Below are 17746 nucleotides of genomic sequence, written 5' to 3' on the forward strand. Positions count from 1 at the left end.
ATCATTCATATGTAGTTTTATCTACGCGTTTACTTTTACCATCGCAGGTCGAATAACTCGATCTTTTAACATATAACCTTTTTGCAGTTCCTCAATTACTGTATTAGACTCTGTTTCAGAATCCTCCACTTGCATAACTGCTTGATGCAGGTTGGGGTCAAACGTTTGACCGACTGACGGAATTTCTGTCAGACCTTCTTGTTTAAGTGCATCCGCTAATTGACGATAAACCATTTCCATTCCTTGAATAAGGGTTTTGGTCTGATCGTTTGTAGCTTCAGTCTTCAAAGCACGCTCAAAGTTATCGAGTGCAGGTAATAACTGTTCAAGAAGACTTTGAGATTTATATTTAAGGCTCGCTGCCTGCTCTTCTCTTGTTCTACGGCGGAAATTATCATAATCCGCTTGAAGACGAAGATTCTTTTGGCTAACTTCCTCAAGCTTTGCTTCTAGCTCTGAAATACGTTGTTGCTCTTCGGTGAGGGGGGCTTCCGTAGAAGATTCCACTTCTTCAACAACAACTTCTTCAGTTTCTGTTACTTCTTCATTCACATCAGTTTGCGTTTGATCTTGAGTGATGTCCTCTTTGTTCATGCTTTCACCTCCCTAAAATAATCCACTAATTTGAGAAATCGTTCAATCGGTTCGTCATTTCCTTCGATAAGGAATCAAGTAATGAAATGACCTTCTGATATTCCATTCTGGTTGGACCGATTAATGAGATCGTACCTATATGTTTACCATGCATCGTATAAGAGGCATTGATCACACTGCAGTTTTTCATTGCTTCGTGTTCGTTTTCTGTACCGATTCTAATGGTGAGCCCTTTTTCTGTAGATGATACGAGCTTTTCCATTAAATCACGCGTTTCTAAAAAATCTAGAAGCGGTCTAACTTTATCTAAGTCACGAAATTCCGGCTGAGAAAGCATGTTTGTTTTTCCGCCATAAAAAAGCTTTTCCTTCTTGCTCCATAAAAGAAGCTGATCTAAGAATACGCCCATGTTTTGATAGTCTTTAAGATGCTTTTTAAACACCGCTGAAAGTTCTTTTTGAATACGGGTGTTCAGTTCTATCAATCGAACACCTGCAAGCCTTTCGTTTAGAATATTCACAAGCTTCTCTAGTTCTGAAGGTTCAATTGTATCAGGCAGTACAATCTGTCTATTCTCTACATGTCCCGTGTTCGTCACAAAGATCGCAACTGCCACTTGGGAAGAAATCGGAATGATCTGCATGTGCTTTAATTTCATATCTAACGCGTTAGGTCCTAACACAACAGATGTATAGTTTGTCAGATCTGATAGAATTTTAGCTGATTGATCAAATAATGCCTCTGCTTCCTGGACCTTTTCTGTAAATAAGAGTTCTGAATGCCCTATCTCACTTTCTTTCATAGAAAGAGAAGGAAGTAGGTGGTCCACGTAAAATCGATATCCTTTTTCAGATGGGATTCTACCAGATGATGTATGGGTTTTCTCAAGAAAGCCAAGATCCTCCAAGTCCGCAAGTTCGTTTCGAATGGTTGCGGGACTGTAGGTAATGTCCTCTCGTTTAGAGATTGTACGGGAACCTACAGGCTCAACATGTTTAATATAATCATCTATTAAAACACGAAGAATAAAGAGTTGTCGTTCCGTTAACATACCATCACCCCACTTGTTAGCACTCTTTAAGAGCGAGTGCTAAATCTATAATATAAGTTACCAAAAGGTACTCTGCGTTGTCAATCTAAAACTACACCAATAAATTCTTGAAAGACTTCGTTGCCTAAAGGTCTTCCATCCTTCGTTAATAGAAGAGTGTCTTGTCTTTGCTCAAGCCAGCCTTTTTGAATGAGTCTTTGAATCGGTTCTTTATAAATATCAAACATGGATCTGCCATAGCGATTCCTAAACGTCTTATCGGAAACACCCTCCTGTTTACGAAGACCCATGAACATTTCTTCTTCCATTTTCTCAACTAATGGAACCAGATGTTCTTCGACATAAGGGAAACCATGTTCCTCAACCAAGTTCATATATTGTTTTAAGGGACCTGCATTTCTTCTTCTTGTTCCTTCAACATAACTATGAGCTCCAGCACCTATACCAAAATATTCGTTATTGTTCCAGTATTGGAGATTATGCTTGCTCTCAAACCCCGGAATTGCAAAATTGCTGATCTCATATTGCTTGAATCCTTTTTTATCCAGAGCCTCAATTAAATATTCATACATGGCAGCTTCAAGCTCTTGCTCCGGAAGAGTCAGCTTGCCTTTTTGAGCCAAGTTATAAAATACGGTTTTCTTTTCAATCTGCAACGAATAAGACGAAATGTGAGGAACATCTAATGCTAAAGCTTCATTTACCGATTCCTTAAACATATCCATCGTTTGGCCTGGCAATCCAAACATGAGGTCGATCGACATGTTATCGATACCCGCTTTTTTTGCCTCAGCAACCGTAGAATAGACATCTTCTTTGTTATGTGTTCTGCCTAATTTTTTTAACAAAGAAGATTGAAAAGCTTGTACGCCAACACTTAGCCTGTTAACTCCATTGTCTTTTAACACTGCAATTTTTTCTTCAGTAGTCTGCTCTGGGTTCGCTTCAACAGTAAATTCTTTTAGAGATCTGTTACCTAGTACTTCATTCACATCACTCAAAAACGTTTGCAGCTGCTGTTCGCTCAGAGAGGTCGGGGTTCCGCCACCTACGAAGATGGTTTCCATCTCATAATTATTGAACCTCTTCGTGGTATGAATCATTTCTTTTTTCATAGATTGCAAATATTCATCCACTGGCTGTTGATGAATAAATACCTTGTTAAAATCACAATAGTGACAAATTTGTACACAGAATGGAATATGCAGATATGCAGCTTTAAGCAAGATGTTCACCGCCTTTTTATCTCATAAATTAGGAAAGACCGCTAGAGTTGCCTTCGCGGTCTTAAGTTACTTTTTTATTTATTGTTATTTGTGTCATCCATACGAAGAACGGCCATGAACGCTTCTTGAGGAACGTCGACTCGACCGATCGTCTTCATACGTTTCTTACCTTCTTTTTGCTTATCTAGAAGCTTACGTTTACGTGAGATATCTCCACCGTAACATTTAGCTAAAACGTTCTTTCGTAATGCTTTGATGTTTGAACGTGCCACGATCTTTTGTCCGATTGCCGCTTGAATCGGCACCTCAAACTGTTGGCGTGGAATAAGTTCTTTCAGCTTTTCAACGACTACTTTTCCTCGCTCATATGCAAAATCTTTATGAACGATTACAGATAATGCGTCAATCTTCTCATTGTTCAGTAGTATTTCCATTTTAACCAGTTTAGATGGCTTATAACCAATCAATTCATAGTCAAGAGATGCATAACCCTTCGTACTCGATTTCAACTGATCAAAGAAATCATACACGATCTCTGAAAGAGGAATCTCATATAGAACATTTACACGGTTATTTTCTAAATAATCCATTGTCATGAAGATACCGCGTTTCTTTTGACAGATCTCCATAATCGTACCAACATAATCGTTCGGTGTCATGATGGATGCTTTCACGTATGGTTCTTCTACAACAGAAATCTTTTGTGCTTCTGGCATGTTCGCCGGATTATCAACAATGATCTTTTCTCCATCCGTCATCGTAACATTGTAGATAACACTCGGAGCTGTCGCGATCAAGTCGATGTTGAACTCTCGCTCGATACGCTCTTGAATGATCTCCATATGAAGCAGTCCTAAGAATCCGCAACGGAAACCAAAACCAAGTGCTTGAGATGTTTCTGGCTCATATTGAAGTGCAGAATCATTTAACACTAATCGTTCTAACGCTTCACGAAGATCGTTATATTTCGCTGTGTCTACTGGATATAGTCCGCAGTAAACCATCGGGTTCATCTTTCTATAACCTGGAAGAGGCTCAGATGCGCCTTTCACTGCACTCGTTATCGTATCCCCGACTTGCGTGTCTCCAACATTTTTGATCGAAGCTGTTAAGAATCCTACATCTCCAACGGTTAAGAAGTCTTTTTGTACGGCTTTTGGTGTAAACACCCCAAGTTCAAGTACTTCAAACTCTTTACCTGTTGCCATCATCTTAATCTTATCGCCGACTTTAACAGTTCCTTCAGCTACTCGAATGTACGTCACGACACCTCTATATGGATCATAAAGGGAGTCGAAGATAAGCGCTTTTAACGGCCCTTCTGGATCACCAGGTGGCGCCGGTACTTTTTCTACGATCTGTTCTAGAATATCTTGAATACCAATTCCTGCTTTTGCTGAAGCAAGTACTGCCTCTGAAGCATCCAACCCGATAACATCCTCGATCTCTTGGCGCACACGTTCAGGCTCTGCACTCGGAAGATCAATCTTGTTGATAACCGGTAGAATCTCTAAATCGTTCTCTAGTGCCAGATACACGTTCGCGAGCGTCTGTGCTTCAATCCCTTGAGCAGCATCCACGATAAGCAATGCTCCCTCACAGGCTGCTAAGCTTCTAGACACTTCGTATGTAAAATCTACGTGTCCTGGGGTATCAATTAAGTGGAACGTATAAATCTCACCATCTTTAGCTTTATATTGCAGCTGAACGGCATTTAATTTAATCGTTATTCCACGTTCACGTTCAAGATCCATCGAGTCTAACAGCTGCTCTTTCATCTCACGCTGTGTTAGTGCACTCGTTTCTTCCAAAATTCTGTCCGCTAAAGTGGATTTCCCATGGTCAATATGAGCAATTATGGAGAAATTCCTAATCTTAGCTTGTCTTTTTAATTTTTCTTCTCTGTTCATTATACGTTCACTCCTACAATTTTAGGAAAAGTCACTAGCTTTGATTATAGCAATACAAAGTATCGGTTTCAATCACAACCTAAAAAATAGGGTGAAGCTATTGTCTAAGTTCGTAGAAACCCTATACTAAAATTTTTGTTCTGTTCCGTTTATCTTTTAACAAATTCAGAGTGTTATTTGAAGATCACCCCAAAATAAAAAGAACCGATAAAGGAAATATCCTTTATGGTTCTAAGGTGAAAATACTGCCAACATCTCACTAATAATAACACCAAATATAGAGATCATGACACCAAAAGCAGAAGAAATCCACGATGTTAGTCTTTGCCCAAGTGCTGAAAAAACATTGAACGAATCTATTTTACTTAACGTCTCTTGTTTTGTTTTTATATCATGACTTGTTGCTGAGGCAGGGTTCTGTTTTGTTTCTTCTTGATTCATTGAAGGATTTGAACTTGATTCAACACTTTCTTGTGGAGAGCCTTTTAACTCATCCATTTCAAAGTGCGCTTTTTGAATACCAAATAAAACCCCAAATAAAAGAATCGTTACCAGTCCGAAACACTTTAACATAAATTTTGTCATGATCATTCCTCCACGTGGGGATATACGATTTAAATTTATGCACAAGCTTGTCCAAACATGACTAAAAATTTAATGTGTATATGAAGAAGTATTTCCTTGATCAATGCCACCATGAAGAGCTGTATTTAAACCATTTGCCAAGACATTAGCCATGTCTTCAATAAACACATCCACTTCTTTAGGTGTGACCATCAAGTTATGTCCGATCGGTGCGAGCACTTCACGAATCAATCGAAGCTTTTCATCTTCTTCTAAGACACCAACAATTCCTAAGAACGATTTACGATGGTCTTCCTCAGGTAAATCATCGTCTGTTAGTACTTTCTTTTCCCCAAACGTCATACCCGCTGGTAAAAGGGATTTAGAGGGTTTATCCTTCTCATTCATCTCACGCCCAAAGTGCTTAAGGATAAAATCGATCGTATCACTAGTAATCGTGGCCGCATCAACCACCGTAGGGATCCCTATAGAGATAACCGGAATACCTAATGTTTCTTTGCTAAGCTCTTTACGCTTGTTTCCAACACCTGACCCCGGATGGATACCTGTGTTTGAAACCTGAATCGTGGCGTTCACCCTTTCAATCGAACGAGAAGCTAGAGCATCGATTGCTATTACAAAGTCCGGATTTGCCTTTTTCACGATACCATCGATGATATCGCTCGTTTCAATACCTGTAATACCCATAACTCCCGGTGATATCGCACAGACTGGACGAAAACCCTCTTCAACGTTTTCAGGAGCTAATTCGAACAGGTGCTTTGTGATCGTCAAATTCTCAACAACTAATGGCCCAAGAGAATCTGGCGTTACATTCCAATTACCTAACCCCACAACGAGACAAGTATCATCTTGTTTGATGCCTTGCTCTTTTAAGAAGCGGTTAAAATCATGTGCAAAAACTTCTTGTACGCGCTCTTGAAGTTTCGAATCTTTTTCACGTATTCCTTGAACCTCAAAAGTGACATAAACGCCTGCTTTTTTCCCGGTAGTCTCTGCTCCCTTTTCGTCGATCTCTACTCTAACAATCTTAATTCCATCTCTATCTTTTTCATGTATAATGACACCCTCAAGTGTACTCTTATTCACAACTTCATCTTCTTTTAGTAGCATATCGTGCGCTTCTATAGCCAGATCCGTTCTTACTGAATAGGCTGACAGGTCCAAATCTTTACCCATAATCTACCACCTTCCTTTGTATTATTTTTGCCGCAACTCTTCCTTTTCATTCTTGTATTGCATTTAGAGGGTGATTTTGATAGAATACTTTGTGTCCTATTTTTTGCAACGGAAAGTAATTTTGTTGCTCATGGTTCATTTAGGGAGGTGAATGGATTGGCTAATATTAAATCAGCGATTAAACGTGTAAAAACTAACGAAAAGCGTCGTGCACACAACGCTTCACTAAAGTCTGGCATGCGTACTGCTATCAAAAACTTTGAAGCACTTGCAGCTTCAAACAATGCAGAAGGTGCTCAAGCAGCTTTTGTTACTGCTTCTAAGAAGATTGACAAAGCAGCAAACAAAGGACTTATCCACAAAAATGCAGCTTCTCGCCAAAAGTCTCGTCTTGCTAAGGCTTTAAACGGTGTTAACGCATAAATTGAAGGATGAAACCCGAAAAACGGCCTTACACCAATAGGTCGTTTTTTTATTTTGCACAATTTACTTAAAAAAGCCAGCTCATCTTTTATATGTTGAGCTGGCTTTTTGTTTGTTTGTAGGTGAAAACAGGTACAATAATTGAAATTAATTAAAGGTTTAACTTATACCTCTTAGGGTATTCGACGTACTAATTCTAGATATTTAAACAATAATTCTAGAAATTCAGTCGTAAATACGGCGAGTTTTGAACTTAAATAGGCGAGTCGTCATAACTCGACAAATGTTCAGCAAGTCTATAACCTCTACCTTGTATAAAAATTCAAGCATTGAAAAAACCCATTTTCAATTTCTGAAAAAGGGTTCGCCACACATCACTTATCAATCTTATGAGCCTTGTGAGAGTTTTACAATCTCCAACTCCAGTAAGAGTGTTTTGTCCATCTGACCTGTTTTTAATTTATAATCTGTTTCTGCAAACTCATTTAGGCAGTTTCTTAGAAAAACTTCATGAAATTGATTCGCATGCCTTGCAGCTAACTTTACGGCGTAAGGATGTATTTTTAACGAAGAAGCGATTTGCTTTTCTCCATAACCTTTCTTTTGCAGTTCTTTAACGCCATTTATCATTCGAAATTGTCTTGTGATTAAAGCATGAATCTGAATCGGCTCTTGATTTTGTTTCATAAGATCATAAAAGCTTCTAAGTGCTTGTTCAGTTCTTTTATGCACCACATGATCTACTAAGGCAAAAACATCATCTTCAAGCGTTCTAGCTACTAATGAATCTACCGTATCCTTCGTAATAACCCCATTCTCACCTACAAAAAGAGCCATTTTTTCCATTTCTTTCGCCAAAACTGCCATACGTGTACCTAGTCTTGAAAGAAGCAATTGAATCGCATCTCCATCGATAGAGACCTCTAAATTCACTGCTTCTTTTTGAAGCCATTTTTCAGCAGTATCGTTACTAAGCTCTGAAACCTGAATCATTTCAGATTGTGCTTTAACCAATTTTACTATTTTCTTGCGTTCATCTAGTTTTTCATGAGGAACTACGATGACTAACGTTGTATATTCTGCAGGATTTTGTATGTACTGTTCAAATACTTTGAAGTCGTGTTCGATCTTTGATTTATCTTTTGCAGCAGTTAAGAACGTTGCGTTTTTTATTACGACGACGCGCCGATCTCCCAAGAACGGCATCGTTTCTGCGTCTTCAATAATCTCTTGAACAGAGATTTCATCCATATTATGTACACTTAAGTTAAAGTCCTTTTCATCAGGAGACAAAAGGCCTGATATGGTTTGAATCGCTTCTTCTGCTAAATAAATTTCTGTACCCCAAATCAAATAAATCGGGGATGATTCATTGTTTCTAATCTTCTTTTTTAACGCTTCTACTGTAAGCACCTTTTTCACCTCTATCTCTTATCCTATGAGGAACGAAGTGCATTTGCAAGCAAAAGAAGGAACAGCGCATATGTCTGTTCCTTCATCTATGATAAACACTAACACTTAAACGATATAATCGTTTAAGGCTAGCTTTAATAGGATATCCTATGCATTTATATAATATTGGTGACAACGAATCTCATCTTTGGTAAGTTTTAGATAAAACAACAAAAAGAAAGCATTTTCAGTATGGATTTTTTAAAAATGATAACGTATACTAAGGATGGATTAGGAGGGTTGTCACATGAACCATTTCGAAAAAGATGTACAGAGTAAGCGTAACGACCTTATTGATTCCGGCATGGGTTTTGTTGTATCTTTTGGATTCTTTACAGTAATCTTCGCCATTGGAGTCATTCTAAAAGCAATCGCATAATACATAAAAAAAGACCGAAATTTTTTCGGCCTTTTTTTATTGTGCAGTTTTAACCTTTAAGCCCTTTTTGTCTACTACAAATGAGATATCCCCATGCTCGTCTGTCCGATAAATAATAATCCCTCTTCCCCTTAATCTCTTCAAAACTTCTGGTGCCGGATGGCCATACATGTTGTTTTCGCCCGCTGAAATAATTCCATATCGAGGAGAGACGCTGTTTAAAAAAGATGGAGTTGAAGATGTTACACTTCCATGGTGACCAACTTTAAGTACGTCAGACTTTATTTTTGGAAAACTGTTTATGATCGCAGTCTCAGCTTCCGCTTCAATGTCACCTGTTAATAAAAATGTTTGATCGTAAACCTTAAGCCAGAGAACGATGGAGTTATTATTTGAGGTGCTTTCTTTAGATCCTGGATGCAAAACTAAAAATAGAGAGTGAGCTGATTCCCATTGCATACCTTTAGCTAGCTTCACCACATCAATATTATTCTTTGCTGCTGCGGTTTCGATGAATGTCTCAAGATCATTACCTTTTCGTTTATGGGGCAAAGAAACATTTTCCACCTTGATATGATCGAGTAAAAACTCTCCTCCCCCAGCATGATCTAAATCTCCATGAGTAATGATTAGCCCATCTAAACGTCGGATTCCTTTCGCTTTCAAGAAGGGATATACTACTTCTTTTGTAACGTCATATTCTTCCTCTCTTTTTTCCCAATCCTCTTGACCAAAAGAGAATGAACCACCAGTATCAATCAAATAGACTGCTTTTCTGTAGGGCAACTCGACGAGAATACTATCACCTTGTCCTACATTTATAAAAGATACCGTTGCTTTTGGGTTTACATAAGGAAGTCCCCAATGAATGAAACAGACTAATAGAAATGGCATAACAATCAAGATGTGAATTTGTTTAGTAACTTCCCATCTGTACATAAAATAGAAGATCGCACAAAAATACAGTGCATATATCCAATCAGTTGGTCTTCCTAAAACAACAGTCATCTTGAGAAACTGCGCCTTTTCCATGAACAGGACTGAGAAATTAAACAAGGATTCGATAAGCTCTTTAACCGTTAGAATCGCTTCTGGTACAAATAAAGAAAGGAGCAGAATAACAAAAGAAATGGGAAACAAAACCAATGATACGAAAGGGATATATAGGACATTAAAGGGAATCGACAATAGGGAGAATTCAAAAAAGTGATAAAGAATGATCGGAAAGGAAAACAAAGAACAGATTGAAGAAGTCATAATCAGTAATCCAATAGAAGAAGCGTTTTCGAGAACGTAAATAGAAGTAATCAAAACGAAGGTCATTAGAAAAGAGAGTTGAAATCCAAGGTCAAATGCGAACGAAGGATCATAGCTCAGCATTCCTATACATACAAACGAGAGCAGTGTCACAGGATGCAGCTTCCCTTTAAACATCATGATTAGTAACACGATCATGCCCATCATACCTGCTCGTATGATCGAACTTTCAGCTCCCGTTAGTACAATGTAGATCGGCAGGAAAAGAATGATTAGTATGTAGGCTATTTCTTTTATCACACCCAACCTTACAAGAATTAAATATAAGATATAAGTAACAATTCCAACATTAAATCCAGAGACTGCTAATAGATGTGTCAACCCCAAACCTTGGTAATATTGAAGTGTTTCTGCTTCTATTCCGTCTCTATAACCAAAAAGAAGAGCATTCATCAAACCAGCTGTGTTAGCAGAAAAATGATTTTCTAATGCTTTAATCTTCTTGCTTCGCCAAGTATCTATTTGTTCATGGACACTCGGATTCTTAGTCTTTTCACAGTGATCGACACCGAACTCAACTGTTTTTAAGATCCAGTAGATATTGTTGTTCCTTAAATATTCACGATAATCCATTCCATAAAAATGGGTTTTTGTCTGAGGTTCCTCAAGTTTTCCTTTTAAAACGCATGATAAATGAATACTTAGATTGTTAAGCTGTTCCTTTTCAACTGCTGATTTTATTTTATGATAAACAACGACCGTTTCATCATACGTTTCAAGTTCGAAGCTTAATAAGTTTCCGTCTATTTTGGGAATTGATATTATTTTACCTGAAAATATCATTTGTTCTTCTGAAAACTTGGAGAAACTTTTATTGTTATCGTAATGGGAATAGATAAAGAAGATTGGGAGAAAAACGAGGATGTATATTGACTTTTTTCTGATCTGTATAACAATAACGATAACCAGGAAAGCCATAAAAACTAACCCGGTTATCGAAGAATTTTGAGAAATCCAGATTCCATAGAATGCAGAGCATGCACTCAAGACGGCATGTCTAGGATTCATGCTTTATGAGTAAGAAATGTTGAAGGCAAGAAGTTCATTTCAACTTTTTCAACGATTACTCCTGCTTCTTTAAACTGTTCAATGCTATACGGATGATTTTTATAGTCCTGACCATAATAGATTTTTTTAATACCACTTTGTATGATTGATCGACAACAATGCAAGCAAGGGAAGTGGGTTACGTACATTTCAGCACCTTCTGTCGGTACACCGAACTTCGCGCATTGCAATAGTGCGTTCATCTCTGCATGGATGGTCCTTACACAATGACCATCAATCACATAGCAGCCTTCATCAATACAATGAACACCACCTGAGATCGAGCCATTATAACCTCCAGCGATAATCCGTTTATCTCTTACTATCGTTGCCCCAACAGCTAATCTGGTGCATGTACTTCTTAGTGCAAGCAATTGGCTTTGTGCCATATAATATTCGTTCCACGATATTCGCTGCAACGCTAACCGCCTCCTCTATTTCTATAACCCTAGTGTAGTATTCGTCTTTTAAAGGGTCAATAAAAACCCTTACTCAAAGCTAATTTGATCTTTCCATTGTTCAATCGTCTTTTCACCAATTCCTCTTACTTCTAATAACTGTTCTAAAGAAGTAAAGGGACCATTCTCTTCGCGATAGGAAATGATACTTTGTGCTTTTGCTGGCCCCACACCGTTTAGTGTTTGGAGCTCTGTTTCATCCGCAGAATTAATATTAACTAACGTGTGGTCATCTTCAACCGGCTTAGTTGATACTGGTTGCGACTCAAACTTTTCACCCTTCTCGGCTACATACACGATCATTTCATCTGATATTTTCAAAGCTTGATTAACCGAACGAACTTCCGCTTCCTCTTTAAAGCCACCAGCCATCTGTATGGCATGTAACACACGGTCTCCTTCTTTCAACTCGTAGACTCCTGGACGCTTAACACTTCCTTGCACATCGACCATAATTTCTGTCTTTTTTCCGTCGTTCTCTTCACCCATCTTTCGCGCTGGCTGATCAGCGGAGATTTGCAATTCCGGTTGTATTTCTTTAGGAACTTGTGAGGGATTAGGCATATTTGGCTCACTTTGAAAATAATTGAATAGAGATACAATTATTGCAAGGATCAGCATAATGCCACCTCCAATGAACCAGTTCATATGTTGCTTTAACTTTCCCATTCATTCACCTTCTTAAATAGGCTTGAACTTGCAAAAAACATATTTAATACACTGCGTGCATAAATTTGAACGTAGAGGAAGGAGGTTCAGATATGAAGGTTGGAATTATCGGAACCGGAAATATGGGAAGCGTTCTTGCTTCTTCTTTTATCGAATCTTCAGCCATTTCGCCATCAAGGCTCATGGTCACTAACCGTACTCTGTCTAAAGCGGAGAGGCTGCAGAATGCCTATCCAAAAATGAAGGTTGGTAATAATCCTGAAGAAGTTTTCCGATTTGCTGAGATTGTGTTCATATGTGTGAAACCACACGAGTTTTATTCGTTGCTTTCTAGCAATAAAAATTCTATCTCTAAACATCAACTGCTCGTTTCTATTACAAGTCCTATTTCCTGTGAACAGTTGGAAGATCTGCTAGATTGCAATATTGCAAGAGCTATTCCGAGTATTAATAATCGGGCACTAGCTGGATCATCTCTTGTAACTTTCGGAAAAAGATGTCACCCTGATTACAAAGAGAAGCTACTAACTTTAATGAGTTATATTTCTACACCACTCGAAATCGATGAAAATATCACTCGGGTCTCTTCTGATATCGCGAGCTGTGGTCCTGCGTTTATCGGTTATGTCCTGCAATGCTTTATTAATTCAGCAGTCGATCAAACCGACATCACTAAAGCACAGGCAACCCAACTGGCAAGTGATATGATTATCGGAATGGGAAAACTACTTGAGAAAGATATTTATACGTTACCAACACTCATTCAAAAGGTATGCGTAAAAGGTGGTATTACAGGAGAAGGTATTAAGATTCTGAGCAATGAGGTCGATGAAGTTTTCGATCATGTCATTAAGCGCACACACGAAAAATATCATGAAGAATGCGAAAAAGTGAGCCAACAGTTTGAAGTAAAAGAAGAGCTTAAGTAAATTCTATCGTCATTATAAAACATCTAAAAAAAGAAAGCCGGGACCTAGATCCCGGCTTTCTATAATTCATCGAACCCATTTTCATCAGAAACTTTAGTGTATTGTCTCGATTTCTGCTCAAAAAAATCACTTTTTCCCGAATTCACATCAGAATATGCCTTTATCCAAGGAAGAGGATTTTTATTGTATTCTGGGTATAGCTTGTTATAGCCTAATTCGTTCAATCGTTTATTCGCCATGAACTTAATATATGCTTCTAGATCGGATTCATGAATGCCCTCAAATGAATTTCCTATTATATACTTACTCCATTTAATCTCAAGCTCAGCGGCCCGATGAAACGTGTTTCTCGCAAACATCTCCAACTCTTCATCTCTTAATTGCGGGTCTTCTTCTATTACAGCTTTAAAAATTTGAGTAAAAAGATAAACATGTAGCTGCTCATCTCTATTAATATAGTTGATCATCGTTGAAGTCGAGACCATCTTTTGATTTCTGGCTAAATTATAGAAGAAGCTGAATCCAGAATAAAAATTTAACCCTTCTAGGATTACGTCATAAACAATAGATTTCAAAAATGTTTGAGGCGTAGGGTTATGAATAAATTCCTCATAGCCTTCTACAATGAAATCATTTCTCTCTCTTAGCACGGCATCTGTTTTCCAGTATTCAAATATTTCATCCTGCTTAGACTTCGGTACTAGAGAGGACAAAACGTACGAATATGACTGATTATGAACCACTTCTTGGAACGATAGAGTGGCCATTAGTGCAGCAAGGCTTGAATCTGTTAAATATGCTGCTACTTTGCTCGAATAATCCGTTTGAACACTATCTAAGAATGCCAATAAACCTATAATCTTATTAAACGTATCTTGTTCTTTTTCACTCAAGCTAACATATTGTTTGCTGTCACTCGACATGTTGATCTCAAACGGTGTCCAAAAATTAGCCAACATGTTTTTGTATAGTGGATAAGCCCATTTATATCTCACATCGTCCCAGTTTAGAATGTTGGAACTCTTACCATTGATGATACCTGTGGATCGATTAGGAGCTTCTACATCATAGATTTTTCTCTCTTTGAGTGGTTGAATATTAACTTTCACAGCTTTCACATCCTTCTAACTCGATCGACGTAGACCGAGTGTAATAGGTTGTCTTCAATCCTTTTTTAAAGCTCAACATATGAAGGTGTAACAACTCTTTGGCCTTTATGTTGTGATTAACATAGAGATTAAACGAAATGGACTGATCCACGTGCCTCTGTCTAGCTGCGTTCTGTTCAATACTCCATGTTTGATCGATTAAAAACGCAGATTTATAAAACCATGTTGTTTCTGCACTCAAATCAGGTGCTGTTACAGGAATTTTATAGTTCTTCTTTTCTTCTGAATAGAATCTTTTAAATATAGGATCCACACTCGGCGTCGAATTTGCGATAATCGACGTTGATGAATTCGGTGCAACCGCAATGAGGTAACCATTCCTTAGTCCATGCATATTGACTCTTTCTATTAGACTCTCCCACTCTTCAGAGGAATAGTTACGCTTAGAAAAGTAGGCCCCCGTCTCCCAATCTGATCCTGAAAACGCCGGATATCTTCCCTTTTCTTTCGCAAGCTCACAACTAGCATTGATTACATGATAATTAATCGTCTCATAAAGGGTATCAGCATACGAAACAGCTTCTTCACTTTCCCACTTGATCCCCTCTTTCGCTAAAAGGTGGTGCCATCCAAATGTTCCTACACCGACTGCACGGTACTTCTTATTTGTAAGTTCTGCTTGAGGCACATCGATACGATTAAGATCAATAACGTTATCAAGCATACGGATTTGAATATCAATCACTCTTTTTAACACGTCGTCATTGATCACTTTAGCAAGTGAAAGAGAAGATAGATTACAAACGACAAAGTCTCCTGGCGTTTTTCTGATGACGATTTCTCCATTCTCCGCTTCCTCTGACGTGACAACAGTCGCAGACATGTTTTGCATAATCTCTGTGCACAGGTTAGATGCATAGACCATCCCTTTATGAGGATTTGGATTTAACCGGTTTACAGTATCACGATAAAACATGAACGGTGTTCCGGTTTCAAGTTGCGACTTCATGATTCGTTTCATGATCTCAATAGCAGGAATAGATTTTTTTGAAAGTCTCTCATCATTGACACAATCAGCATATTTTTCTCTAAAGCTTCCTGATCCAATCGTTTCATCATAGAAATCTTCTAAAGAATAACCTTTGATCTTTCTTACCTCGTGAGGATCGAACAGATACCAGTCCTCACGTTTTTCTACGCGTTCCATGAAAAGGTCTGGCAGACACACACCTGTAAAAAGATCATGTGTTCTCATTCGTTCATCACCATTGTTTAACTTTGCATCTAAAAACTCCAAGATGTCACTATGCCAAATATCCAGGTAGACGGCGATAGCGCCTTGCCTCTGTCCAAGCTGATCTACAGACACGGCCGTGTTATTTAACTGCTTCATCCACGGTATTACACCTGATGAGTTCCCCTTAAATCCTTTAATGTCTGAACCTCTAGCCCTAATTTTTCCGAGATAGATGCCAAGCCCGCCACCACCTTTTGAAACGGTTGCTGCATCTGTATTAGAATCAAAGATTCCCCTTAAACTATCGTCGATCGTATCAATGAAACAAGAGCTAAGCTGCCCGTAGCTCTTCCCTGCATTTGCTAAAGTCGGGGTTGCAACCGTCATATAGAGATTCGAGAGCGCCCAGTATGCTTCTTCGACGAATTGAAGTCTATGTGTAGGATGCTCGTCTCTCATTAAAAATAAGGCGATCAGCATCCAGCGTTCTTGTGGCAATTCGTAAATTTCGTGGTTGAACCCTTTTGCCAAGTATCGATCCGCAAGTGTTTTAAGTCCAATGTATGTAAAAAGTTTATCTCTAGATGAATCCATCATGTTTTCAGCTTTCTCCAAGTCTTCCTTTGAGTACGCCGATAGAATAGTATCATCATAGATATTCAAACTTACTAATTTCGTAATCAGCCCATAGAGGTTTGTATATGGTTGCTTTTCTGTTTCTTCCCGATTACGCATCACTTCTTCATATAGCTGCCTTAAATAGATTTGTGATGCCACAAACGTCCACTGTGGGTTCTCTGCACTCAAACCATTCAATGCTTCCATGATCAACTGTCTATAAAGTGAGCTAGATTCTTGTGAACGACTTTCCAATTTCTTCGCATTTTTTAAAAAAGATTCAGCTTGTATGTTCGGAAAATTTTCGACACAACTCTTTAACCACTCCCCGAGCAAAGAGTTTTCAGTTGTCATTTTCATAGTTAATACACTCCTTAGGTCATAATAAAAACCCTCTTCCATCAGGAAGAGGGTGAAAGAATCACGTGTATTCGCCAGACAAGCGTCAGCATCAAACAGCGGCAGTTCTTTCTCCCAATCCCCGAGGAAAAGAAAATAGGAGTTCTCAGGCAGGTCTACTGGCTTTTGCTTCTTCCTACTTTGGGCCTTCCCATACAGCAGCCATATTAAATAACTGACTGTACAGTGGCTATTCCATTTCGTCCACAATTACAGTTGCGGGGACAGCTTCGGCATTGAACCGAATTCCCTTTTAAGCCGGATGTTCCGGCACCTGATTTCTCCATATATAGGTTTGTATTATATACTTTGACACTAAATATAGTGAATGTCAATAGATTATCTATCTATTATTGCGCGACATAGCCACCATCGATAACAATCGCTTGCCCTGTAACACCTTTCGCATTTTCACTTGAAAGAAAGAGTGTGTAATCTGCAATCTCTTGAACATCTAACAATCTTTTCTGAGGAACAAGCGGATAGATGACTTCTTCCAAAACTTTTTCTAACTCAACGTTTCTCGTTTTAGCCAGGTCTTCTAATTGCCCTCTTACAAGAGGTGTATCAACATACCCTGGGCAAACCGCATTTACCGTTATTCCAAAAGGTGCACCCTCTAAGGCAGCTACTTTCGTTAGACCGATAACTCCATGCTTCGCACTGTTGTATGCAGATTTTCCTGCAAAACCTACAAGTCCATTTATGGAGGCCATATTTATGATACGTCCGAATCCTTGTTTCTTCATGATGGGAAACACATGTTTTGTTGCTATAAATGGAGCCGTAAGCATTACACTGATCAATTGCTGAAACTTCTCAGTCGGAAACTCTTCAAGCGGAGAAACATACTGCAATCCTGCATTGTTAATGAGGACATCGATGCGTCCGAAATGTTTCAGTGTTTCGTCCAACGCTATTGTTATATCTTCTTCCTTGGTCACATTACAGCCAAGTCCGATTGCTTCAAGACCATCTTGAACCAACAGCTGTGCAGATTCCTTTGCTTTCTCATCATTTAAATCACTGATCACGACTTTTGCTCCTTGTTCAGCAAAAGCCTTTGCTAACTGCAAACCAATTCCACTGGCTGCTCCTGTAATAAAGACAACTTTTCCCTCAACGAACGCTCTCATGGCATAATTACTCCTTTCTTAGAAAAAT

General features: G+C 38.6%; 16 protein-coding genes and 1 riboswitch. Of the genes, 3 read left to right on the forward strand and 13 right to left on the reverse strand.

Going from position 1 to position 17746, the window contains the following annotated elements:
• Positions 1–21 precede the first annotated feature (21 nt).
• The 6 genes from grpE to gpr all read right to left on the reverse strand — a co-directional run bounded on the left by grpE (position 22) and on the right by gpr (position 6545).
• Positions 22–594 carry a nucleotide exchange factor GrpE gene (grpE, locus tag I5J82_RS10670; protein WP_198767839.1) on the reverse strand — a complete coding sequence of 191 codons (573 nt, stop codon included), beginning with the start codon at positions 592–594 and terminating at the stop codon, positions 22–24.
• Positions 595–619: 25 nt separating this feature from the next.
• Positions 620–1645, reverse strand: coding sequence for a heat-inducible transcriptional repressor HrcA (gene hrcA / locus I5J82_RS10675; RefSeq protein ID WP_137788831.1), 1026 nt, complete (start codon positions 1643–1645; stop codon positions 620–622).
• 80 nt (positions 1646–1725) lie between these two features.
• Positions 1726–2871 carry a radical SAM family heme chaperone HemW gene (gene hemW, locus I5J82_RS10680; RefSeq protein ID WP_198767840.1) on the reverse strand — a complete coding sequence of 382 codons (1146 nt, stop codon included), beginning with the start codon at positions 2869–2871 and terminating at the stop codon, positions 1726–1728.
• A gap of 74 nt (positions 2872–2945) precedes the next feature.
• Positions 2946–4781 (reverse strand): translation elongation factor 4, encoded by a 1836-nt coding sequence (lepA, locus tag I5J82_RS10685; protein WP_233096458.1) that lies wholly within the window; start codon positions 4779–4781, stop codon positions 2946–2948.
• 231 nt (positions 4782–5012) lie between these two features.
• Positions 5013–5366, reverse strand: a complete 354-nt coding sequence (locus tag I5J82_RS10690; RefSeq protein ID WP_198767841.1) for a DUF3679 domain-containing protein — start codon at positions 5364–5366, stop codon at positions 5013–5015.
• A gap of 69 nt (positions 5367–5435) precedes the next feature.
• On the reverse strand, positions 5436–6545 hold the full coding sequence (gene gpr, locus I5J82_RS10695; RefSeq protein ID WP_191753771.1) for a GPR endopeptidase: 1110 nt from the start codon (positions 6543–6545) through the stop codon (positions 5436–5438).
• Between the two features lie 156 nt (positions 6546–6701).
• Here gpr and rpsT point away from each other — a divergent pair, with 156 nt between their 5' ends.
• Positions 6702–6968, forward strand: a complete 267-nt coding sequence (rpsT, locus tag I5J82_RS10700) for a 30S ribosomal protein S20 (RefSeq protein ID WP_066291124.1) — start codon at positions 6702–6704, stop codon at positions 6966–6968.
• A gap of 387 nt (positions 6969–7355) precedes the next feature.
• Here rpsT and holA read toward each other — a convergent pair whose 3' ends face one another.
• Positions 7356–8381 carry a DNA polymerase III subunit delta gene (gene holA / locus I5J82_RS10705; RefSeq protein ID WP_198767842.1) on the reverse strand — a complete coding sequence of 342 codons (1026 nt, stop codon included), beginning with the start codon at positions 8379–8381 and terminating at the stop codon, positions 7356–7358.
• Between the two features lie 286 nt (positions 8382–8667).
• Between holA and I5J82_RS10710 the strand changes: the two genes are divergently transcribed.
• Positions 8668–8799: a YqzM family protein gene (locus I5J82_RS10710; RefSeq protein ID WP_082820577.1), complete on the forward strand. Its 132-nt coding sequence runs from the start codon at positions 8668–8670 to the stop codon at positions 8797–8799.
• 36 nt (positions 8800–8835) lie between these two features.
• Here the strand turns inward: I5J82_RS10710 and I5J82_RS10715 are convergent, their stop codons facing one another.
• The 3 genes from I5J82_RS10715 to I5J82_RS10725 form a co-directional block, all read right to left on the reverse strand.
• Positions 8836–11124, reverse strand: coding sequence for a DNA internalization-related competence protein ComEC/Rec2 (locus tag I5J82_RS10715; protein ID WP_269819570.1), 2289 nt, complete (start codon positions 11122–11124; stop codon positions 8836–8838).
• Positions 11121–11582: a ComE operon protein 2 gene (locus tag I5J82_RS10720; protein ID WP_066396327.1), complete on the reverse strand. Its 462-nt coding sequence runs from the start codon at positions 11580–11582 to the stop codon at positions 11121–11123. Before I5J82_RS10720 ends, I5J82_RS10715 begins: the two co-directional genes overlap by 4 nt.
• 69 nt (positions 11583–11651) lie before the next feature.
• Positions 11652–12290 (reverse strand): helix-hairpin-helix domain-containing protein, encoded by a 639-nt coding sequence (locus I5J82_RS10725; protein WP_198767844.1) that lies wholly within the window; start codon positions 12288–12290, stop codon positions 11652–11654.
• Positions 12291–12382: 92 nt separating this feature from the next.
• Between I5J82_RS10725 and comER the strand changes: the two genes are divergently transcribed.
• Complete coding sequence (gene comER / locus I5J82_RS10730) at positions 12383–13219, forward strand: late competence protein ComER (RefSeq protein ID WP_198767845.1); 837 nt, start codon at positions 12383–12385, stop codon at positions 13217–13219.
• Between the two features lie 59 nt (positions 13220–13278).
• Here comER and I5J82_RS10735 read toward each other — a convergent pair whose 3' ends face one another.
• The 3 genes from I5J82_RS10735 to I5J82_RS10745 all read right to left on the reverse strand — a co-directional run bounded on the left by I5J82_RS10735 (position 13279) and on the right by I5J82_RS10745 (position 17718).
• Entirely contained in the window at positions 13279–14316 is a 1038-nt protein-coding gene (locus tag I5J82_RS10735) for a ribonucleotide-diphosphate reductase subunit beta (protein ID WP_198768988.1), read from the reverse strand.
• A 1-nt stretch (position 14317) separates the two neighbouring features.
• The gene (locus I5J82_RS10740; protein WP_233096460.1) at positions 14318–16543 is read right to left on the reverse strand and encodes a ribonucleoside-diphosphate reductase subunit alpha; all 2226 of its coding nucleotides are present in this window, start codon (positions 16541–16543) and stop codon (positions 14318–14320) included.
• A 131-nt stretch (positions 16544–16674) separates the two neighbouring features.
• A riboswitch (cobalamin riboswitch) is annotated at positions 16675–16875 on the reverse strand.
• Between the two features lie 57 nt (positions 16876–16932).
• Entirely contained in the window at positions 16933–17718 is a 786-nt protein-coding gene (locus tag I5J82_RS10745; RefSeq protein WP_198767847.1) for a 3-hydroxybutyrate dehydrogenase, read from the reverse strand.
• Between the last annotated feature and the right edge of the window lie 28 nt (positions 17719–17746).

It is taken from the genome of Fictibacillus halophilus (genome assembly GCF_016401385.1).
Lineage (GTDB): Bacteria > Bacillota > Bacilli > Bacillales > Fictibacillaceae > Fictibacillus > Fictibacillus halophilus.